At 68.7% G+C, this 16,950-nt stretch carries 14 protein-coding genes; 6 read left to right on the top strand and 8 right to left on the bottom strand.

Annotated features, from left to right (window positions below):
• The first annotated feature begins 38 nt into the window (after nucleotides 1–38).
• From RM423_RS12720 to RM423_RS12730, 3 genes are read left to right on the top strand one after another with little or no spacing between them, the layout of a single operon-like run.
• Nucleotides 39–689, top strand: a complete 651-nt coding sequence (locus RM423_RS12720; RefSeq protein WP_311423403.1) for a TetR/AcrR family transcriptional regulator — start codon at nucleotides 39–41, stop codon at nucleotides 687–689.
• Complete coding sequence (locus tag RM423_RS12725) at nucleotides 680–2,413, top strand: ABC transporter ATP-binding protein (RefSeq protein ID WP_311423404.1); 1,734 nt, start codon at nucleotides 680–682, stop codon at nucleotides 2,411–2,413. Before RM423_RS12720 ends, RM423_RS12725 begins: the two co-directional genes overlap by 10 nt.
• Nucleotides 2,410–4,422, top strand: a complete 2,013-nt coding sequence (locus RM423_RS12730) for an ABC transporter ATP-binding protein (protein ID WP_311423405.1) — start codon at nucleotides 2,410–2,412, stop codon at nucleotides 4,420–4,422. The genes RM423_RS12725 and RM423_RS12730 overlap by 4 nt, the downstream gene beginning before the upstream one ends.
• Nucleotides 4,423–4,537: 115 nt before the next feature.
• Here the strand turns inward: RM423_RS12730 and trxA are convergent, their stop codons facing one another.
• The 5 genes from trxA to RM423_RS12755 form a co-directional block, all read right to left on the bottom strand.
• Nucleotides 4,538–4,867, bottom strand: coding sequence for a thioredoxin (trxA, locus tag RM423_RS12735; RefSeq protein ID WP_311423406.1), 330 nt, complete (start codon nucleotides 4,865–4,867; stop codon nucleotides 4,538–4,540).
• A gap of 87 nt (nucleotides 4,868–4,954) precedes the next feature.
• Nucleotides 4,955–5,920: a thioredoxin-disulfide reductase gene (gene trxB / locus RM423_RS12740; protein ID WP_311423407.1), complete on the bottom strand. Its 966-nt coding sequence runs from the start codon at nucleotides 5,918–5,920 to the stop codon at nucleotides 4,955–4,957.
• A gap of 125 nt (nucleotides 5,921–6,045) precedes the next feature.
• Nucleotides 6,046–8,049, bottom strand: coding sequence for a murein biosynthesis integral membrane protein MurJ (gene murJ / locus RM423_RS12745; RefSeq protein ID WP_311423408.1), 2,004 nt, complete (start codon nucleotides 8,047–8,049; stop codon nucleotides 6,046–6,048).
• A complete protein-coding gene (locus tag RM423_RS12750; protein ID WP_311423409.1) occupies nucleotides 8,046–10,274 on the bottom strand; it encodes a hypothetical protein in 2,229 nt (742 codons plus the stop codon). The genes murJ and RM423_RS12750 overlap by 4 nt, the downstream gene beginning before the upstream one ends.
• On the bottom strand, nucleotides 10,271–10,738 hold the full coding sequence (locus tag RM423_RS12755) for an NUDIX hydrolase (RefSeq protein ID WP_311423410.1): 468 nt from the start codon (nucleotides 10,736–10,738) through the stop codon (nucleotides 10,271–10,273). Before RM423_RS12755 ends, RM423_RS12750 begins: the two co-directional genes overlap by 4 nt.
• A gap of 92 nt (nucleotides 10,739–10,830) precedes the next feature.
• Between RM423_RS12755 and RM423_RS12760 the strand changes: the two genes are divergently transcribed.
• A complete protein-coding gene (locus RM423_RS12760; protein WP_311423411.1) occupies nucleotides 10,831–12,279 on the top strand; it encodes a CCA tRNA nucleotidyltransferase in 1,449 nt (482 codons plus the stop codon).
• Here RM423_RS12760 and RM423_RS12765 read toward each other — a convergent pair.
• A complete protein-coding gene (locus RM423_RS12765) occupies nucleotides 12,224–13,609 on the bottom strand; it encodes an MFS transporter (RefSeq protein WP_311423412.1) in 1,386 nt (461 codons plus the stop codon). The two genes, RM423_RS12760 and RM423_RS12765, sit on opposite strands and share 56 nt — an antisense overlap.
• 137 nt (nucleotides 13,610–13,746) lie before the next feature.
• Between RM423_RS12765 and RM423_RS12770 the strand changes: the two genes are divergently transcribed.
• Together RM423_RS12770 and RM423_RS12775 are read left to right on the top strand one after the other, a co-directional pair.
• Nucleotides 13,747–14,325 (top strand): YqgE/AlgH family protein, encoded by a 579-nt coding sequence (locus tag RM423_RS12770; protein WP_311423413.1) that lies wholly within the window; start codon nucleotides 13,747–13,749, stop codon nucleotides 14,323–14,325.
• 213 nt (nucleotides 14,326–14,538) lie between these two features.
• On the top strand, nucleotides 14,539–15,126 hold the full coding sequence (locus tag RM423_RS12775; protein WP_311423414.1) for a universal stress protein: 588 nt from the start codon (nucleotides 14,539–14,541) through the stop codon (nucleotides 15,124–15,126).
• A 60-nt stretch (nucleotides 15,127–15,186) separates the two neighbouring features.
• Here the strand turns inward: RM423_RS12775 and RM423_RS12780 are convergent, their stop codons facing one another.
• A complete protein-coding gene (locus RM423_RS12780) occupies nucleotides 15,187–16,293 on the bottom strand; it encodes an inositol-3-phosphate synthase (protein WP_311423415.1) in 1,107 nt (368 codons plus the stop codon).
• Between the two features lie 68 nt (nucleotides 16,294–16,361).
• Nucleotides 16,362–16,922, bottom strand: a complete 561-nt coding sequence (locus RM423_RS12785) for a PadR family transcriptional regulator (RefSeq protein ID WP_311423416.1) — start codon at nucleotides 16,920–16,922, stop codon at nucleotides 16,362–16,364.
• Nucleotides 16,923–16,950: the final 28 nt, after the last annotated feature.

Genomic DNA, 16,950 nt, shown 5'->3' on the forward strand with positions numbered 1-16,950 from the left:
TATGACGGAGTGAGCACTCACTCCGCTAGTTTGAGAGTATGACAGTCGAAGCCCGTCGCGCCTCCCCCATGGCGCCCGACGAACGCCGGGCCACCATCGTCGAAGCGACCTTGCCGCTGCTGCGCGCACACGGCAATGCCGTCACGACCAAGCAGATTGCCGACGCCTGCGGTGTCGGCGAGGGGACGGTGTTCCGGGCTTTCCCCGACAAGGCGGCGATCATCGACGCGGCGCTTGCCACCGCCTTCGACCCGGCTCCCGGACTGGAGCAACTCGGCCGCATCGACCCCACACTGCCCCTCGGTGAGCGCCTTGTCGCGGCGGTGGAGGTCCTGCAGGACCGGTTGCGGTCGGTGATCGGCCTGATGACGGTGCTGGGCCGCACGGCGCCGCAGGCTGCCACCCGCCGGCGGGTTCACGACGACGATCAGCTGCGCGAGGGCCAGGCGCGGATACTCCGAGCCATCGAGGACCTGATCGCGCCGGACGCGGACGCCCTGCGGGTCAGCCCGGCACAGGCGGCTCGGACGGTGCGGATGCTGACCTTCGCCGGCACCCATCCCGGCGTCACCGACGAGACCCCGATGTCCGCGTCGGAGATCGTGTCGATACTGCTGCACGGTGTCCTCACCAGCGGTGCTCCCACCAGCGGTGCTTGCGACAGAGAGGCCGGTTCGCCATGCTGTTGAGGCTGCTGCGCACGTACCTGCGGCCTTACCGGCGCCCGCTCGGCCTGGTCATCGTGCTGCAACTGATCCAGGTCGCCGCCGGCCTCTACCTGCCCAGCCTGAACGCCGACATCATCGACAGGGGCGTGGCCACCGGCAACACCGGCTATATCACCTCGACCGGCATGGTCATGCTCGGTGTGGCCCTGGTGCAGATCCTCTGCTCGGTGGGAGCGGTGTGCTACGGCGCCCGTACCGCGATGGGCTTCGGTCGCGACCTGCGCTCGGCCATCTTCCACCAGGTCGGCGCCTTCTCGGCCCGGGAACTGAACGGTTTCGGAGCCCCGTCCCTGATCACTCGCAACACCAACGATGTCCAGCAGGTGCAGATGCTGGTGCTGATGAGCTGCACCATGCTGGTGTCAGCACCGATCATGTGCTTCGGCGGCGTGGTGATGGCGATCCGGCAGGACGTCACCCTCTCGTGGCTGCTGGTGGTCAGCATGCCGGTGCTGATCGGCTCGATCTTCCTGATCGTCCGGAGCATGGTGCCGGAGTTCCGGCTGATGCAGACGCGGATCGACACCATCAACCGGATCCTGCGCGAGCAGATCACCGGCATCCGGGTGGTACGCGCCTTCGTCCGCGAGCCGTTCGAGACGGAGCGCTTCTCCGGCGCCAACGCCGCCGTGACGGCCAGCGCCATCCGCGTCGGCCGGCTGCAGGCCTTGATGTTCCCGACCGTGATGCTGGTGGTCAACGCCTCCAGCGTCGCGGTGCTGTGGTTCGGTGGCCACCTGATCAGCGACGGCCGGATGCAGATCGGTTCGCTGACCGCGTTCCTCAGCTACCTGATGCAGATCATGATGGCCGTCATGATGGCGACCTTCATGGCGATCCTGGTGCCGCGGGCAGCCGTGTGTGCCGAGCGGGTGGTCGAGGTGCTGGACACCGAGTCCTCGGTGGTGCCGCCGGCCGAACCGGTGACCAGCGTGACCGGACGCGGCAACCTGGAACTGCGGGATGTCGAATTCTGCTATCCCGGGGCGGCCGACCCGGTTCTGAAGAACATCAGCTTTACCGCGACGGCCGGCCAGCGCACCGCCATCATCGGCAGTACCGGCGCCGGCAAGAGCACCCTCGTAGGCTTGATCCCCCGGCTGTTCGACGCCACCGCCGGATCGGTTCGGGTGAACGGGGTCGACGTGAAGGACCTGGACCCTGACTTGCTGTGCGGCCTGATCGGGCTGGTGCCGCAGCGGCCGTACCTATTCTCGGGCACCGTCGCGAGCAACCTGCGCTACGGCAACCCACAGGCCGGTGACGAGCAGCTGTGGCAGGCCCTCGACGTCGCCCAGGCCGCGGACTTCGTACAGGCGATGCCGGACGGCCTCGAGTCGGTCATCAGCCAGGGCGGCACGAACGTCTCGGGAGGTCAGCGGCAGCGGCTGGCGATCGCCCGGGCGCTCGTCCGCCAGCCCGAGCTCTACCTCTTCGACGACTCGTTCTCAGCACTGGACCTGGCCACCGACGCCCGGCTGCGCAGGGCGCTGGCTCCCCTGACAGCCGACGCCACGGTGATCATCGTCGCGCAGCGGGTGTCCACCATCATCGACGCCGATCAGATCATCGTCCTTGACAACGGCGAGATTGTCGGCCTGGGCACGCATACCGAGCTGCTCGACAGTTGCCCCACCTACGCCGAGATCGTCGACTCGCAGTTCAGCGAGCGGGAAGCGGCATGAGCAGGACCGAGACACCCGACCGAGCAGCGTCGCCGGTATCGCCCACCGGTACCGGCCCTGGTACCGGCTCCGACGTCCCGGCCGGCCCGCGACCGCCGATGCCCCGGGGGCCGTTCGCCGCCGTGGGCATGCCCGCCGAGAAGTCACTGAACTTCGGGCCGTCCGCGCGCCGGCTGATCGGACGGCTGGCCCCGGAGCGGAGAACCGTCGCGGCGGTGATCGGCTTCACCCTGACCAGCGTGGCGCTCAGTGTGCTGGGACCGAAACTGCTCGGGCACGCCACGAACCTGATCTTCAACGGCCTGCTCGGCAAGCGTCTGCCGGCTGGGGTCACCAAGGATCAGGCCGTCGCGGCGGCCCGGGCAGCCGGCCAGGACAAGCTCGCGGGCCTGTACTCGGGCTCCGGGATCGTGCCCGGCCGCGGCATCGACTTCCATGCCCTGGCGCTCGTCCTGCTCGCGGTCCTTGCGCTGTACCTCTGCTCGTCCCTGTCCAGCTGGATGCAGGGCTACCTGCTCAACGGGGCCGTTCAGCGGACGGTGTTCCGGCTGCGCTCCGACGTCGAGGACAAGATCAACCGGTTGCCGCTGGGGTACTTCGATGGCCAGTCGCGCGGCGATGTGCTGAGCAAGGTCACCAACGACATCGACAATGTCTCGCAGAGCCTGCAGCAGACACTGAGCCAGATGCTGACGTCACTGCTGTCGGTGGTCGGAGTGCTGGTGATGATGCTGATCATCTCGCCGCTGCTGGCGCTGATCGCGATCGTCACCATCCCGCTGTCCATCCTGGTGACCCGGCTCATCGCCAAGCGCTCGCAGCAGCTGTTCGTGGCGCAGTGGAAGCACACCGGGACGCTGAACGGGCAGATCGAAGAGGCGTTCTCCGGCCACGCGCTGGTGAAGGTCTTCGGACGCCAGCACGAGGTCGAGGAGACGTTCCGGGCCAAGAACGAGGAGCTGTACGCCGCCAGCTTCGGAGCCCAGTTCGTCTCCGGGATCATCATGCCGGCGATGACGTTCATCGGGAACCTGAACTACGTCGCCGTCGCGGTGGTGGGCGGGTTGCGGGTCGCCTCGGGCTCCATGAGCCTCGGCGACGTCCAGGCGTTCATCCAGTATTCCCGCAGCTTCGCGCAGCCGCTGACCCAGGTCGCGGCGATGGCGAACCTGCTGCAGTCGGGTGTGGCGTCCGCCGAGCGCGTCTTCGGACTGCTGGACGCCCCGGAGCAGGAGCCGGACGCGCCCGAGCCGGTGGCCATCCAGAATCCGCGTGGTCGGGTTGAGTTCGAGCACGTGTCCTTCCGCTACGAACCGGACACGCCACTGATCGAGGACCTGTCCCTGGTCGCGGCACCGGGCCAGACGGTGGCGATCGTGGGTCCGACCGGTGCCGGCAAGACGACGCTGGTCAACCTGATCATGCGCTTCTACGAGCTCGACGGCGGCCGGATCACCATGGACGGAGCTGACATCGCTCAACTGCGGCGGCCGGACCTGCGCTCCCGGATCGGCATGGTGCTGCAGGACACCTGGCTGTTCGGCGGCACCATCCGCGACAACATCGGGTACGGCAACCCTGCCGCGAGCGAGGCCGAGATCGCGGCGGCGGCCCAGGCGACCTTCGTGGACCGGTTCGTGCAGAGCCTGCCGGACGGCTACGACACGGTGATCGACGACGAGGGCAGCAACATCAGCGCGGGCGAGAAGCAGCTGCTCACCATCGCCCGGGCGTTCCTGGCGAACCCGTCGTTGCTCATCCTGGACGAGGCGACCAGCTCCGTCGACACCCGCACCGAGGTACTGGTACAGCACGCGATGGCAGCACTGCGGGCCGACCGGACCAGTTTTGTCATCGCGCACCGGCTGTCGACGATCCGCGACGCCGACCTGATCCTGGTGATGGAGGCAGGCCGGATCGTGGAGCAGGGCAGCCACTCGGAGTTGCTGGCGGCCGGCGGGGCGTACTCGGCGCTGTACAACGCGCAGTTCGCGGCGGCCGTCCTGTAGCCGCCGTACGAACAGCGACACGGCCCGTGCTCCGGTGACTGGTAGGCCACTCTCGGAGCGCGGGCCGCGCTGGGTGGTGCTGTCTGTCGGACGGACCCGGACGGTCCGAGCGCGATCAGGCGATGTAGTCGGACAGGTCGCGCAGCAGGGCCGCCTTCGGCTTCGCGCCGACGATGGTCTTGACGATCTGGCCGCCCTTGAACACCGACATCGTGGGGATCGACATGATCTGGTAGTCCCGCGCGACGTTCGGGTTCTCGTCGATGTTCAGCTTGACGACCTGCAGCTTCTCGCCGTGCTCGTTGGCGATCTCTTCCAGCACGGGCGAGACCAGCCGGCACGGGCCACACCACTCGGCCCAGAAGTCGACGAGGACGGGCTTGTCGGACTGCAGAACGTCCTTGGCAAAGCTGGCGTCGGTTACAGCGGGGGTGTTTGCGCCCATGAGAGCAACTCCTACGAGTATCGGAAAATGTGGCTGTTGAGGTAACGCCCGAGGCGCGGGAACCCTTCCCCGTGCCCGGACGGTGGATCAGCTTTCCAGTGCCGCCAGTGACACGTCCCCGACGGCGTCGAGGGCGGCCAGGAACTTCTCGGCGTCCAGTGCCGCCTGGCAGCCGGTGCCGGCCGCGGTGATGGCCTGCCGGTAGACGTGGTCGACGACGTCGCCGGCCGCGAAGACGCCCGGGAGGTTCGTCCGGGTGGAGTGCGCGTCCGTCACGATGTAACCGTCCTCGTCCAGCTCGACCTGGCCCTTGACCAGCTCGGACCGCGGGTCGTGCCCGATCGCGATGAACAGGCCGGTGGCGGGGATCTCGCTCGTCTCACCGGTCCGGGTATCGCGCAGGGTCAGGCCGGTCACCTTGCCGTCGCCGTGGATCTCGGCCACCTCGGAGTGCCAGGCGAACTTGATCTTCGGGTTCGACTCGGCCCGCTCGGCCATGATCCGGGAGGAGCGCAGCATGCCCCGCCGGTGCACGATGGTCACCGTCTCGGCGAAACGCGTCAGGAACGTCGCCTCCTCCATCGCGGTGTCGCCACCGCCGACCACGACGATGTCGTGACCCCGGAAGAAGAAGCCGTCACAGGTCGCGCACCACGAGACGCCGTGGCCGGACAGCTCCTCTTCGCGCTCCAGACCGAGCTTCTTGTACGCCGATCCCATGGCCAGGATGACCGCGTCGGCGGTGAACTCGCCGGACAGGGTGCGGACGACCTTGACGTCGCCCTGCAGATCCATCGAGATCACGTCGTCACTGACCAGTTCGGCACCGAACTTCTCCGCCTGGGAGCGGAGCTGGCTCATCAGCTCGGGGCCCATGATGCCGGCCGGAAAACCCGGGAAATTCTCTACCTCGGTGGTGTTCATCAGGGCCCCGCCGTACTGGCTGCCCTCGAACACCAGCGGCCGCAGGTCGGCCCTGGCGGTGTACAGCCCGGCGGTGTACCCAGCCGGGCCGGAGCCGACCACGATCACCTTGCGGTGGTTCTCGCTCACAACTACCTCGATCTCAGTTGGCTACCGCGAGCTCATCGAACATCCGTTCACGAGCACCATCGGCAACGATATTAGGGTGGTCGATATTTCACAGTGTCGGGCACTGTCGGGGCCGGCCACCTGCTTCAGTCGGACTGGGTGTCGGCCGGCCTGCGGGCGCGGCCACGGACCGCGCCGACGATCTCGGCCACCTCGGGCAACGGCAGCCGGACGGCGATGAGGGCAAGCACCGCGGCTCCGAGCCCACCGCCGACCACCAGCTCGGCGAGGGCCGCCAGTCGTCCGGTTCCGACAACGGAATGCCCCGCCAGCACGACCACCAGGGCAACGATCCCGCCGGCGACCGCGGCGACCGAGATCCACCCCATCGTGCGCAGTACCCGGCCGAAGCCGAGCGAACCGAACTTGCGCCGGAGCAGGACGTGTCCGACGACGGAGCCGACCAGGTAGGACAGCGAGGTGGACACCGTGAGGGCCACGATGATGGCATCGCCGTGCAGCGCCGAGCGCGCCGTGAAGACCAGCACCACCTTGGTCGCCACCATCGCGAGGTTGATGATGGTCGGCGTCCGGGCGTCTCGCATGGCATAGAAGACCCGCTGCTGCAGCATGACCAGGGCGAACGGCAGCAGGCCGAAGGAACCTGCCGCCAGTGCCACCCCGATCAGCCGGGCCTCGCCCAGGTGTGCGTGGCCGACGAAGATCACGCTGGTGAACTCCGGCGCCAGGACCATCAGCCCGGCGGTCACCGGTATCAGGGCCACCGCCGACAGCCGGGTGCCGAGCCGAAGGTCGTCCAGCACGCTGCCGGTGTCACCGCGCGCGGCCGCTCGGCTCATCCGCGGCATCAGCGCCGTGAGCAGCGAGACGCCGAGAATGCCGTAGGGGACCTGGAACAGCAGGTCCGCGTTCGCGAACGTCGACGGGCCACCCCGGCGTACGTTGGCCACCCGGTTAACGGCGAAGACCCCGACCTGGCTGATCGCCACGTACCCCAGCACCCAGCTGGTGAGCGTCCGGAACTCCGCCATCCGACCGACCTCGGACGGCAGCGCCCGGAATCGCCACTGCCAGGTGAAGCCGCTCTTCTTCAGCGGGACGAACAGGACGAGGGCCTGGCCCGCGATGCCCAGGGTGGTGCCGATGCCCAGCACCAGGATCTGGCCGGCACTGATCGAGGACGCCGTCAAGGGCTTGGCACTGGGCAGCAGCAGGAACAGGCCTACCGCGGCGATCGTGATCAGGTTGTTGAGCACCGGGGCCCAGGCCGGCCAGCTGTAGACGTCGCGGGTGTTCAGCACCGCGGTGAACATGGCGCCCAGGCCGTAGAAGAAGATCTCCGGTAGCAGCAGGGTCGCCCAGAGCCCGGTCAGCGCCTGCTTGCTCGCCGAGCCGCCGAAGATGGACGCGAGCAACGGTGCGGCCAGCACGGCCAGCACCGTCGCGCCGCCGAGGATTGCGGTCGCCATGGACAGCAGCCGCTGGGTATAGGCAACGCCGCGGTCGACATCGTCATGCTGCGCCTGCACCAGCACCGGGATGATGACGCTGGCCAGCACGCCGCCGAGCAGCAGTTCGTACACCATGTTCGGCAGGGTGTTGGCCAGGTTGTACGCGTCGGCGACATCGCTGAGACCGATGCCGAGGGCCGCGACCAGCACCAGGCTGCGAAGAAAGCCTGTGACGCGGCTGGCCAGGCTGGCGATCGCCATCGTCCGGCTGCTCGCCAGCAGGCTCGGGGCGCTCGCCGCCGCGTCTCTGGGTAGCTCGCTGGGTGAATCGCCGCTTACCTCGGACAGCTCACCGAGATCACTGCCCGGGCCGGCGGCCGGCCGCTCGGCCTGCTTGAGGCGCTGCCCGTTCTCGGCCGCCTGTGCCATGCCATCAGCTGCTTGCTGGCTCGGAACTGGAGGGGCCTGCAGTGCTACCCCAGCGGCGCTCGCGCCGGCGGCGGTGCTCGCGCCGGACGGGGCACTCGGCCGGCGGCGGCGTGGGCCGTGGTAGTTCGGCGTACTCCAGCCGTCCCCCGCGCTGTCGGGTTGAGCCGTCTCTACCGCGAGGGCCGAGCCGTCGCCGGGCAGCGGTATCGGGGTGCCGTAGATCTTCGGAGTCGACCAGTCGTCGCTCACGAGGTCGCTCCCATCGCCGTCTCGGTGCCGGAAGTGCCGGGGCCGCTCGCCCCGCTGCCCGCGGGCGCCTGGCCGTGCCGGTTGCGGTGGCTGGAACCGTGCCGGACCCGGCGCACCAGCCGGCGCAGCAGGGCCAGGATCAAGACGGTCACCGCGACGATCGTAATGATCTTGCTGATGGTTCCGATGGAGGTGGCACGCAGATTCAGGGTCACAGTCTGTCCGAGTTGCCGGCCGTCCGGCGTGCTGACCCGCGCGATCACCCGGAACTTGCCCAGCCGGTCGACGTGGGTGGGTATCCGGATGGTGGCGATGCTGCGGGCCGGAATGGTCTGGGTCTCGACGGGCGGTGGCCGGAAGCCGATCACGCCGTTGGCGGCGGCCACCCCGACGCGGACCGTCACAGGCTTCGGAAGCTGGTTCGACACCGTGACGACTACCGGGGAGTCCGCCGAGGACAGGCTGTACGTTCCGACGGCCGGCTGGACGAGGTGCACCGAGGAGGTGATCTGATCGATGCGGCCCTCCAGGTTCTCGACCAGGCTGGCACCTTCGGCCGGGTACGTCCGCCACGCGCTCGACTCCGCGCGGTGAATGCCGTTGTTGAACGCGCCGAGCAGCTCGGCCGCGGCGTCGTTGTTGTGCAGCGCCTCGTTCATCGAGGTGACCGCCTGCTGGACCTGGCCGATCTTCTGCAGGCCACTCGGGCTGATCTCTGCCGACGGGTTCTCGACATTGGTCTGCAGGGCGCCGTGGTCGGTCGGCAGCACCGTCCGCAGCGCTTGCCGGATGCTGATCGCGCGGCTCCAACTCGTGTCGCGCGTTGCCAGGATGGTCGACGCGGCGGCTTGCGGGCTGGTGTCGACATAGCGATCCGGGGCGATCACCACGAAGTGGCCCCGGGACGGGTCCTGCTCCGCCTGGATCGCCAACTGAGCGAGCAGTGTCTGTTGCGCGTTCTGGGGGGTGGCGCCCGGCCGCAGGATCTGGTTCGTGGTGTTCTCGATCCCGGTGTTGGTCACGAGGGCCATCGCCTCGCCGGCCGCGGACGGCAGCGACGCCAGGGCGTCGGCAGGCTGTTGGTCCTGGTCGGCACCGGGAAAGGCCGCGTCGCTGAGCATGATGGTCGAGGCGCCACCGCCCACCAGGGCGTCCAGCGCCTTGCTGGTCAGGGCGCCACCGGCCGGCCAGGTGAGCAGGTCGCTGGAGAAGTCACCGTCCAGCGTGGGCGCGATCCGAGCCTGCACCTGCGGATCGAGCGCGGTGGACCACTTCAGCCCGGCTCGGGTCACGGCGTTGACGTCCGGATCGGCATAGGCGGTCAGCACCACGTCATGCTTGGCCTTGACCTTCTTCAACCGGGCAAGCCACTCGGCAGCCAGCCTGCCGCCGGTGCCGGGCACCGTCCCGCTGCCACTGCGGACCCGGTATCCCGACGGCGATGACATCACCGTGAGGCTGTCGAGCAGATCCGGATCGATCAGCAGCGTCAACCGCACCTGCCCCGCGACGAGCTCCGCTGCCTCCAGCGCGCGGTCCAGGCGCCCCCCCGGCCCGACCTCTCCCGCCAGCTGCTCGTCGGTGAAGATGTTCTGGTCCACCGAACGGTGCGGCTTGTCCAGCAGCGGCCACACCCAACCGACGGTCACGGTTTTCGGCGTGTCCAGGAAGGACGGGAGGAGGACCTGCGTCCGGCCGAGCTCCACCGATCCGGCATCCGGGTCACTGACCCCGTGTACGACGACGGCGTACGGGTAGACGCCGTTATAACACAGGCACAGGGCGCCGCTGGTGGTGCGATAGGTGACCGTGACGCTCTGGCGCGGCAGCAGCTGGCCGGCCAGGCGCAGCGGCCCGGGCACCTCGAAGCCGGTTTCGGGTGGGGTGCTGATGGCCTCGGTCAGCAGCCGCGGCTGGGTGATCGGCAAGCCGCGCTGTAGCCCCACCCGGAGGTCGGAGTACGTGCTGTCGGTGTTGTTCGTCAGCGTCGCCACGAAGGTCACCGGCTGGGACGGCTTGGTGGCGTCGGGACTGCGCGGCGTCACCCGGTTCAGCGTCACGCTGACCGACGAGAGGGTCGGCGTCGGCTGGGTCCGCGGCAGCGCCATGGCGTGCGCCCGCTGGAATCCGGCGGCACTGGGAACGGCGGCACTGGGAACGGCGGCGCTGAGCAGGGTGATCGCCAGGACGCCGAGGGCCGCGGCAAACCGGCGAGTCGAGATCATGCGCTGTCTCTCAGCAGGTGCGAGGCCACATCCACCAGGGCGCGCTCGTCGGAGTAGGCGAGCCGCTCGGTGATCTTGGGCAGCGGCACCCACGCCACCTCGGCCACCTCGACATCCTCGTCGGAGAGCTCGCCGCCGGCGGCTCGGAGCAGGAAGTGGTGGACGGTCTTGTGCACCCGGCGGCCCTCGACCACGAACCAGAAGTCGATCGTGCCCAGGGTTCCGATGATGTCACCGTGGATCCCGGTCTCTTCCGCCACCTCGCGGATCGCGGCCTGCTCGAAGGTCTCGCCGGTCTCGACGTGGCCCTTCGGCAGGGACCACAGCAGTCGGCCGCGGCGATTCAACCGGCCGATGAGGGCTCCCAGCGGTTCCGGGCCGGACATGTCCAGGACAAGGCCGCCGGCGCTGGTCTCATCAACCCGAGGAAGCCGCGGACGCCGGGTGTTCGACGCGCGAGACATAGGGCGATGCTACTTGGCGGTTCAGTAAGGTCTGGCCCGTGAGTGAGCACCCGAGTGACGCAGGAGCGAGGCGCGGAGCGAATAGTGGGCTCGTGAGCGGCAACCCTGGTGATCTCGTCCCCATCCCCGATGTCGCCGTCCGGCTCGGCACCGCCTTCGCCGCGGCCGGCCATCAGCTGTACCTGGTCGGCGGCCCGGTTCGCGACGCCCTGATGGGGCGTCCCGTCAGCGATCTCGACTTCACCACGGACGCCCATCCGGATCAGGTGCTCGCGATCGTCTCGCCGCTGGCTTCAGGCGTCTGGACGACCGGAATCGAGTTCGGCACCATCGGCGCGCAGATCCACGGTCAGCCCTGCGAGATCACGACCTTCCGCGCTGATCGCTATGACCGGGTCTCCCGCAACCCGATCGTGGCGTTCGGCGACAACATCGCCGACGACCTGCGCCGGCGCGACTTCACGATGAACGCCATGGCCGTGTCGGTCCACGACCGGGCCTTCGTCGATCCGTTCGGTGGCCTGGTCGACCTGGCGAAGGGCGTCTTGCGGACTCCGGCCACGCCGGCGGAGTCGTTCGGTGACGATCCGCTGCGGATGCTGCGGGCCGCACGCTTCGTCTCGCAACTCGGTGTGAGCCTGGCACCGGAGGTGGAAGCCGCGATATCGGCGATGGCTCCCGAGATCGGCCGGATCACGGCGGAGCGGGTGCAGGCAGAGCTCAACAAGCTGCTCGCGGGAGCCCATCCCCGGCGGGGCCTGGAGGTCCTGGTGGACACCGGCCTCGCCGATGTGGTGCTGCCCGAGCTTCCCGCGCTGCGGATGGCCGCGGACGAGCATGGTCAGCACAAGGACGTCTACGCCCACACGCTCCAGGTGCTGGACCAGGCCATCGGTCTGGAACAGCGCGGAGCCGCTTCCTCAGAGCCAACTGGGTCGGGTGGCGCCGAACCGGACCTGGTCCTGCGCTGGGCGGCGCTGTTGCACGACATCGGCAAGCCGGAGACCCGCCGGTTCGTGGACAGCGGCCAGGGCGCGCGGGCGGTCACCTTCCACCACCACGAGGTCGTCGGCGCCCGGATGGCCAAGGCCCGGTTGAAGGCCCTGAAGTTCAGCAAGGACATGACCGAGGACATCTCCCGGTTGGTGTTCCTGCACCTACGGTTCTACGGCTATGGCCGCGGCGAGTGGACCGACTCGGCGGTGCGCCGCTACGTCACCGACGCCGGTCCGCTGCTGGAGCGGCTGCACAAGCTCGTCCGGTCCGACACCACCACCCGGAACAGGCGCAAGGCCGCGATGCTGGCCGCGACGTACGACGCCCTGGAGGAGCGGATCGCCGCGCTTCGCGAGCAGGAGGAGCTGGACTCGATCCGTCCGGACCTCGACGGTACCGAAATCATGGCCATCCTCGGGATTCCACCCGGCCCGCTGGTGGGCAGGGCCTACCAGCACCTGCTCGCGCTACGGATGGAGAACGGGCCGCTCAGCCACGAGCAGGCGGTGGCGGAACTACGGCGGTGGCACTCCGAGCAGCAGTGAACGCGTCGCCGGCCGGGGCGCAGTCGGCGATCACAACAGCAGTCATCGTCCCGGCGGTGTCATCGGGCGCCGTCCCGGCGAACAGGTAGACCAGCCCCGTCACGGCGTAGCCCACTCCGATGACGACCACCGACGTCGCGGACCTGCCGTTCTCCGGCAGCACCAGGGCGGTGAGCACTCCGGCGCCGACGAAGAGGACGTTGAACAGGGTGTCGTAGAGCGAGAACACCCGGCCGCGGTAGTCGTCGGCCACCCGCTGGGCGATGTGGGTGTCGACGCAGATCTTCACGCCCTGGGCGACGAACCCGAGCATCGCCGCGGCCGGCAGGAAGGTCTGGATGCGGAACGGCAGCCCGAGGACCAGCTCGACGACGCCCGCTCCGATCAGCAGGACGGCCGGCCACGCGACGTAGCCGATCCGGCGAGCGGCGATCGGGGTGATCACCGCGGCGAGACCGCCACCCACCGCGATGGCCGCGACGATCTGCCCCAGTCCCGCGAGGCCGGTCCGGAAGAACCCTGCGTCGGAAAAGTAGTTGCGGTACAGCAGCAGCGTGCAGATCGCGGTGATTCCGTAGCCGAAACGGTGCACGCTGATCACCGCGAACGCGCGCACCACCGACGGGTGCGAGCGCACGTGCCGGCCACCGTCGCGCAGGCCGGTCAGCACATTGCGCACCGACTCGGCGTGGTTGCGGGTGTCCTCGTCCGGGCCGAGTTGCACCTGTGTGAAGCCGCCTGCTCGAACGCCCGCCACCGCGTAGGCGACCGCGGCACCGAGCGCGACCAGGGCGTAGCCGACCTCGCCGCCACCGACCACCAGCCGGATTCCGATCGCGGCGCCACCCCCGACCGCCGACACCACGCCGCCCGCCGTCGTGGAGAGCGCGTTCGCCGTGATCAGCCGGCCGGGTTCGACGACGTGCGGCAGCGCGGCCGACAGGGCGGACAGGACGAACCGGTTCACCGAGATGACGACGAGAGCGCTCAGGTAGAAGGGCTGCCCGTGCACCCCGGCGGCGATCTCGGCCGCGACCGCGCACACCAGCAGGGCACGGATCAGGTTGGCCCCGAACAGCACCCGCTGGCGGGACCACCGATCCAGCAGCACGCCGGCGAACGGCCCGAGGACCGAGTAGGGCAGCAGCAGGATGGCGAAGCCGGTGGCGATGTCGGCCGCGTGGGCCTGCCGCTCAGGATTGAAGAGGATGGTGCCGGCCAAGGAGGCCTGGAAGATTCCGTCGGCGAGCTGTCCGAACATCCGCACCGACAGCAGGCGCCGCAGGTCTGGCCGGGCCAGCAACGGCACCGCGAAGCCGTCGTCCTTCATCGCTGGTATCAACTACGGCTCCGGTCGGTGTCCGCTGCGGGCAGTCGATCGGACTGTCCGCTCGCTTGTCGAGTCTGTTCGACCCGCGCGGGACCGACGTTAATCAATTGTGCCGGGCGTTGGTGCAGGATGTAAGGGTGACCGCCGACCAAGCCTGGCAGTTGCCACCCGCTGCCCACCGTCTGTTGATTGCCGCGCCGTCGCTGGCCGCGCCAGAGTTTTTCCGGACGGTGGTGTTCCTGATCGAGCACGACGACACCGGAACGGTCGGAGTGATCATCAACCGGCCCTCGCACACCCCGGTCGGTCACATCCTGCCCGACTGGCAGGACGTGATGAGTGATCCGGCGATGGTCTTCAACGGCGGCCCGGTGCAGCGGGACGGGGCGCTGGGCCTCGGCCGGCTGTCGAGTACGGCCGACGCCGGCAACGGCCTGCGCGCGGTGACCGGCGGCCTTGCGCTGGTCGACCTGGACGGCGACGTCGAGCAGGTCTCGCGGGGCGCGCAGAGCCTGCGGGTCTTCGCCGGGCACTCCGGCTGGGGCGTCGGGCAGCTCGAGGACGAGATCGAGTCGGGTGGCTGGTTCGTCGTGGCGGGTGGGCTGGACGACGTGTTCTCGGCCAGCCCCGGCACGCTCTGGCGCTCGGTCCTGCGCCGCCAGCCCGCGCCGTTGTCGCTGCTCTCCACCTACCCCGTGGACGTCGGGCTCAACTGACGACTTTCTGTGAGCCGGCTGGTTCGACCTATGAGCCGGCTGTTTCGGCGATGTGAAGATCAGCGACTTCGCACTGTTCCAAGCAGGTGCGAGGTGTTAGGAAGGAAAAAGCCGACTCAAACCAAGCACTCGGCGATAGCGGAGTCCGAGGCATCGTGGCGCTGGCCTAGCGGTGACCCGGCCCCCAATCAGCCGACTTTGCGAGGAGTGCAGATGACACAGCAGCAGATGGTGAGCCCGATCGTGGTGGGCGTCAGCCGCCGCACCGGATCGCCCGATGCCGTGCGCTGGGCCGCGGCGGAGGCACAACTGCGCAACACCCACGTCCTGGCGGTGACCGCGTGGCGCGGTCCGCGGCCGCCGGCGGCTCCCGGCGGACGTCCGCCCGGGGTGCTGGCGCTCGCGCCGGAAGAGGCGTTCGCCAGCGAGCAGCAGCGCATGACCGAGGAGCTCGCCAGGCACCTCGGCGGGGACCTGGCGGCAATGCGGGTGCAGTACCGCTTGCGCCGCGGCTCGGCCAGCTCCGTCCTGCTGTCGGCGGCGGTGGGCGCCCAACTGCTGGTACTCGACTCGCCTCGGGCGCACAACCTCAGCTCGCTTCCCAAGAGCTGGATCGGGCAGCAGGTCATCTTCCGGTCCCCGTGCCCGGTGGTGCTGATGCCGCCGGCTCCCGATCCCGATGACGCGCTGCTGTTGTCCAGCGGCGAGGAGTTGGTGGGCAGCGGGTTCGTCGACGAACCTGAAGGGCTCACCGGAGCTACCGAATCTGAGGGGCTCACCGGAGCTACCGAACCGGCCTGAGGCCAACGGCCGGGTCCACTCGACGCAGTGTCGAGCGGACCCGGACCGCGCCGGCGTGTCTCAGCGCTCCACGTCGCCGCGGATGAACTGCTCCACCTTCTCGCGGGCGGTGGTGTCGTCGAACTGCTCCGGCGGGGACTTCATGAAGTACGAGGACGCCGACAGCAGCGGTCCGCCGATGCCCCGGTCCTTGGCGATCTTCGCGGCGCGCAGGGCGTCGATGATGATACCGGCCGAGTTGGGCGAGTCCCACACCTCGAGCTTGTACTCCAGGTTCAGCGGCACCTCGCCGAACGCGCGGCCCTCGAGCCGGACGTAGGCCCACTTGCGGTCATCGAGCCACTGGACGTAGTCGGAGGGGCCGATGTGGACGTTGCGGGCCCCGAGGTCGTGCTTCATGTTCGAGGTGACGGCCTGGGTCTTGGAGATCTTCTTCGACTCCAGCCGGTCACGCTCCAGCATGTTCTTGAAGTCCATGTTGCCGCCGACGTTGAGCTGGTACGTCCGGTCGAGCACGACGCCACGGTCCTCGAACAGCTTCGCCAGCACCCGGTGGGTGATGGTCGCGCCGACCTGGGACTTGATGTCGTCACCGACGATCGGGACGCCGGCGTCTTCGAACTTCTTCGCCCACTCCGGGGTTCCGGCGATGAAGACGGGCAGCGCGTTGACGAACGCCACCTTGGCGTCGATGGCGCACTGGGCGTAGAACTTGGCGGCCGCCTCGGACCCGACGGGCAGGTAGCAGATGAGGACATCGACGGCCTGGTCCTTGAGGACCGTGACCACGTCGACCGGCTCGTCATCGGACTCTTCGATGGTCTCGCGGTAGTACTTGCCGAGACCGTCCAGGGTGTGGCCGCGCCGCACCGGCACGTCCAGCGGTGGGACGTCGCAGAGCTTGATGGTGTTGTTCTCCGAGGCGACGATGGCCTCGGAGAGGTCGCGGCCGACCTTCTTGGCGTCGACGTCGAATGCGGCGACGAAGTCGATGTCGCTGACGTGGTAGTCGCCGAACTTCACGTGCATCAGGCCCGGGACGGTTCCCGAGGGGTCTGCGTTGCGGTAGAAGTGGACGCCCTGCACCAGGGACGCGGCGCAGTTGCCGACGCCGATGATGGCTACACGGATGCGGCCGGCGGCCGACGTTGCGTTTTCCGAACCCATCGGGGGTTCCTCCTTAGTTGATCCAGCTTGTTGGTGATCCGGCTTGTTGATCCGGTAGTTGTCGGTGGTCATTCGCCGGCGCGGGGTGTTCCACGCTCGGTCTCGATCAGCTCGGCCAACCAGCGGACTTCTCTGTCCGCGGATTCGAGCCCGTGCTCTTGCAGTTGCAGGGTGTAGCGGTCCATCCGCTCGCGGGTGCGGGCCAGCGAGCTGCGCATGCCGTCCGCCTGCTCGGTCATCCGCTGCTTGCGCCCCTCGAGGATCTGCAGTCTGATGTCGGAGCGGGTCTGGGCGAAGAAGGCGAGCCGGGTTCCGAAGCCCTCGTCCTCGTAGGCCTCAGGCCCCACCTGGGCCAGCAGTTCGGCGAAGTGCTCCTTGCCCTCGGCGGTGAGGCGGTACACCCGCTTGCCGCGCTTGGACCGGGAGCCGAAGCCCGCGCCTCCCGGCGGAGCCTCGAGTGGTGCCTGTTCGTCGATCCACCCGGCCTCCTGCAGCCGCCGCAGCGACGGATACAGCGAGCCGTAGGAGAACGCCCGGAAGGCACCGAGGAGTTCGGAGAGCCGCTTGCGTAGTTGATAGCCGTGCATCGGCGATTCGTTGAGCAGTCCGAGGATCGCGATCTCAAGCATGTGGTGAGCGACCCTTCTTCAATCTCGT

The organism is Jatrophihabitans lederbergiae (assembly GCF_031845305.1).
Classification (GTDB): Bacteria; Actinomycetota; Actinomycetes; order Mycobacteriales; family Jatrophihabitantaceae; genus Jatrophihabitans_A; species Jatrophihabitans_A lederbergiae.